This window comes from Polaribacter litoreus, assembly GCF_054584775.1.
This window is the reverse complement of record NZ_JBTLRD010000040.1, coordinates 1-4,781: the sequence shown is the minus strand read 5'-3', so window position 1 is coordinate 4,781 and position 4,781 is coordinate 1. Positions and strand designations below refer to the sequence as shown.

Below are 4,781 nucleotides of genomic sequence, written 5' to 3'. Positions count from 1 at the left end.
ATATTTGAAAACAGGATTAAACTATGAAAAATCTAATCCTGTAATTTTGAACTTACACACTTGATGGGAAAGTGTCATAAAAAATAACGCTTTTAAAAAAATGTATTATAATTTAGGCTATTTTCTAGATTCAAAATAATCAATCAAATCTCCACCATCTACAAGATCAATATTTTCTAAAAAATTGCTGCATATAATATTGAAGCCTTGTTTAGTTAATATTTCTGATGTTTCATTCCAAGTTTTATATTCTGTTTTATCAGGATATGCAATAATTTTAAAGCCTTTAACGGATTGTAATAATTCTTGTTTAAAACCAGTTTTACTCCCGGTGGCTAACCAAATATAATTGGGTATTAGAATACTCATTATAATGGCTGTTTTTTCAGATTCAACAATACAAATTGTATCACCTTTTTTAAGGTTTTTTATAAGATGTAAACCAAACAAACATTGTTGTAAAACAAAACTAGGTAATTTTAATTGTTTATGAATCCAGCTCACGTGATTGAATGGTTGTTTTTCTCTTTTTCCTGTATTACAATTGTATAACATAATTTTACCACCACGTATTACATTTTTTATATCTATTTGCCAGAAAACAGTGGCACTTTTCCAGTAATTTGTAGTGCCAATGTGATACATATTTATTGCTTGTGAGACCTTTTGCTCTTCAAAATAGCTTAATAAATAGGTTATAAAGTTACTTTGTTGTTTTGTATTACAAAATTGTTGCAATACGTTTGGATTGTGGTACGTTGGTTGTATTACTTTAATATCTAAATTCGTATTATTTGTAATACAATTTTTAGAAGGTTTTTTAAAATAACCACATTTACTTTCTCTATCGCATCTACCATCAATATGATTCAAGTATTGTTGGGTTTCATTATCAATAAATTTTACAAATGTTTTTTTATTGCAATTTGGGCAGACAAACTTTTTACTTGACGTATCTAAACTGTATTTATAATTTTTTTTCATAATATAAGATTCGCACTTTTCGCACTTTTCGTACTATTTATTTAGTGCGATTTGTGCGATTTTTTTTAATATGGTTTTCCAATAAATAGCGTAAGGCATCTTCTTTCGTAAATTCAGGTAACTTGTTCTTTACTTTTATGTTGTTTTTGTTAACATCATTTCTGAGCATATTGTATAGCTTAGTAAACTCTTCTTGAGGAAGAGCTTTAGCTATATTATATACGTCAGAGGCAACCATATTAAATATTGAGTTTTTTTCTTTTACTTCTAATTCCTGATTCTGAATACCCTAATCTACTTCCTATTTTCTCATTTGTCAGACCTTCAGCAACAAGCATTCTTATCTGATCATTTATTTCATCAGAGTTTTTTTTGTTAGTAGTTTGTAGGTGATTTTTTTCAGAATCAAATTCTTCAAAACGAAACTTTAAAAAATTGGTTTCTTTAGTTATACTACACAGTAAAATATTCTCAGAATCATAAATGTGTTCTGTATTACGTTGCTTTATTTGCTTTATGTACCTTAAAGAAGTGTCTTGAGAGCTTTTACCAATAGTAAAACAACTATCACAAAAATTCATTAACATTTTACTACCTGCTAAATCATTTTTTGTAATGGGTTTACTATCATCTCTTTTTGGGGTATGTGCTAAAACCAAAATTGACACGTTATTTGTTCTTGAGATTTGTTTTAGCGTTTTCATGAGTATCAAAGCATCTTTTGCTTTTTCATTTTCACCACTCAAATAGGTAAGATTATCAACAATTAAAATAGATGCTTGATGTTTAGAGATGCTATCTGGTAAAGTATTACAAAGGTATTCTTCAAAATTCTTATATTGATTTGGTAATCCTGAATCAGTATTCAATTCAGCTCTCAAAAAATTATCATTAAATTGATAATGATTTGTAAAATTATCAGAATATCGATTTTCAAACTGTTTATCAGATAACTCAAAATCTAAATACAATACCTTTCTGGTAGAACCTTCTAACTTGAAGCCATATATAGATCTACCTTTGCTTAAACTATCCGCTATTTGAACAGCAAGAATTGATTTCCCTAAATTAGTATCAGAAAATAAAATACAGACTTCATTTTCATACCAAAGTTCACTAAACAACATATTAGGTATAGGTCTATTCTTAGCTTCATCAACCCAAGTATTCGCTTCTTTTACAATTAAACAACCTGCTTCTGTAGTATTGGAGTTCAATTTTTGTTGGTGGATATCAATATCCTTAATAATTAAATCGACTTTTTCTGATAACATAGTAAATCGATTTATTGATTAAAATGATCATTATTGGAGTCATCTAGAAAAACTTCGATAGGTGTTTGACTATACATAGTAATTACTTCATCAACGTCATAGTAATTAACTATAAAATCAGAAATGATCTCTCTTATTAAATGAGATACTTTAATTTCTTTTTCTTCTGCAATAAATTGTAATTCGAGCTTAGTTTCTTCTGAAATTCTAAAATTAATGGTTTTTTCCATTTTACTTTTTTTTAAAACATTAATAGTTAAATAAATGCTTGCTAAAAAGTAAGGTGATTTTACATCAATAGATAACTACCTAATTAACAAGATTTAACTAGGTGCAATATTGTGATACAAAGGGTAATAAAAAAGGGGAGGAGTTTGGGGAATTTGTGGGAAAAGTATGGGAAATTTTTAGTTTTTTGGGAAATGTTAAAAATTAGCTTCTAATTTGTGAAAATCTCCCAATCTTTTTTAAAAGTTTCGATTCTTTGTCTGTGCTTGTTGCCTTCAGATCCATTTAATCCAATTTCACTAAAATTAAAACCAAAGTGTTCGTTAATAATTTCTCCAAAAAGTTTGGCTGAAGGTGTTTTTATTTTCAAACTGCCACTAAAAAAATCAAAAAGACTAATAATAAAAGCTCTATTTACTTTTTCATTTGATTCAATTTGGTGTACAACAAATTCAATTTGCTTCAAGGAATAAAACTGGTCTGAATATTCTTCAAAAATAAGTTTTGATTTAGGTTTAGGAGTGAAAATGTCATCATCTTCAAATTTAAATTTCCTATTTAATTCTAATATAATTTTTAAATTATTCTCAAACTCAAATATTTCTCTAATCATTGAGTTATTTTCAAATAGATTTCTGTTAAAGTATTCATTGTCTCCAGCCAAATATGGAATTATTAACTCTGATTTTCTTTCAAGATTTAAAAACAAATATTCTTTGTGCCTTTTGAGTGATTCAAAGTTTGTAGCTGGTATTATATTTCTGTTTTCATCAAATTTTAATTTAAAACTAGGATTGATTTGTATATTATTATAATAAATGTTAAAATACTCTAGTGCAATTTTCTTGCTTTCTAAAAAATTCAAACCAAATTTGTCTTGATAAAATTTTAAATTAAAAGTAATATGTTTTCCAAGTCCAGCTTTATAGTGAGTTAAAAGAAAAGTATACAGTTCTCTTGTAACTTTGTTTGAGTATACTAAAATTTCATCAGTTTGACTTAATTGACCTTTAGAGCTCCATTCTCCTAATCTATCTGTCTTTTCGAATTTACCTGAGATACTTTTTGATATAAATCTTTCGCATATATTTTTTTCAATAAGATAATCTGCTATCAGGTCTAAATTATTTGTTCCATATAGTTGGTTGGGTAAAATATTGTAATATTTTTTCTTTATCATTTTAATAAATTTGAGTAATCCTCTGGTAATACTGCATCTATGTCTCTCAAGTATAATTCTAAAGCATCCATTGTTGCGTGTCCAGTAATTAGTTTTAATCTGCTTTTTACCTCAAAAGGTGTCCCAGTTTTAGCCATTTCTTTATACAATTTGGTAATAAAGGTATGTCTGAAACTATATAAACCGTAATCTTTTCCCAAGCCAAAATGATCTTTTACTTTTTTAAATTGTTTTGAAAAATAATCACGTTTGTTATTTTCTTTAGTATCCCATTCCCCTCCAATTTTAGTAGGAGTGAACAAATAATGGTTTTTATCCATTTTGGAAATATCAGGCAGTTGCTCTATTAAAATATTTGGTATAATTTTCGTTTTAACAGCCTTGTTTTTGGCTCTAACATAGATTTTTTTGTCAACTAAATCGATATCACCAATTTTTAGTCGGCAAACTTCTACAGGTCGTAAGTAATTGTAAGACACAAATTGAACAAACAAATGTAATACAGGCTCTTTTTCTTTTAGATATTTGAAAATTTCTTTTTGTTCAGTAGAGGTATATGTTTTGTTTCGTTCAGGATTTGATTTTAATACATTAATTTTCTTGACAAAATTATCTTGTATCACTTCATTGTCCTCTAAAGTTTGAAATAAAGAACTTATATCTGTTCTTGTGTTATTTCTATTTCTAGCACTTGAATTTTGTAATACAGTATTCAAATATTGTATTACAACTTTTTTAGTGATGATAGAAATGTCTCCTTTTGGATCTATTTTTTGTTGATTTAACCATTTACTAAACCTATTTATTCTTCCTTTAAAATTTTGATAGGAGGTTGCACTTAAAACATTTGATTTGGTTTGAAGAACCAATTCGAAAGATGATTTAATAGAGTAGGTAGGTAGTTCAGGTTTCTTTTCGGTAACTATTTGGCTTTCATTCTGAACAGTATTATTCTTTTTTGTTTCCTTTTGTTCAGATTGTTCAGTAGAAAGTAGGTTTTCAATAAATTCCTCCAATGAAGTATTATCTTCATACGGATTGTAACCATTTTTTAAAATAAACTCTAAGCTTTCTTTAAGTTGAATTAAAATGTGATATCTACTTTTTTTGTCTTT

5 protein-coding genes are annotated in these 4,781 nt (G+C 27.2%); all 5 read right to left on the bottom strand.

Annotated elements, in window-relative coordinates:
* Positions 1–117: 117 nt before the first annotated feature.
* Entirely contained in the window at positions 118–984 is an 867-nt protein-coding gene (locus ACW9UN_RS16765) for a DUF6371 domain-containing protein (protein WP_459487517.1), read from the bottom strand.
* Positions 985–1,223: 239 nt separating this feature from the next.
* Entirely contained in the window at positions 1,224–2,258 is a 1,035-nt protein-coding gene (locus ACW9UN_RS16760) for an AAA family ATPase (RefSeq protein WP_459487516.1), read from the bottom strand.
* A gap of 11 nt (positions 2,259–2,269) precedes the next feature.
* On the bottom strand, positions 2,270–2,488 hold the full coding sequence (locus ACW9UN_RS16755; protein WP_459487515.1) for a hypothetical protein: 219 nt from the start codon (positions 2,486–2,488) through the stop codon (positions 2,270–2,272).
* A gap of 209 nt (positions 2,489–2,697) precedes the next feature.
* Positions 2,698–3,666, bottom strand: coding sequence for a hypothetical protein (locus ACW9UN_RS16750; protein WP_459487514.1), 969 nt, complete (start codon positions 3,664–3,666; stop codon positions 2,698–2,700).
* Positions 3,663–4,781: tyrosine-type recombinase/integrase (locus tag ACW9UN_RS16745; RefSeq protein ID WP_459487513.1), on the bottom strand; the 1,119-nt coding region annotated here is incomplete at its 5' end. The genes ACW9UN_RS16745 and ACW9UN_RS16750, both read right to left, overlap by 4 nt.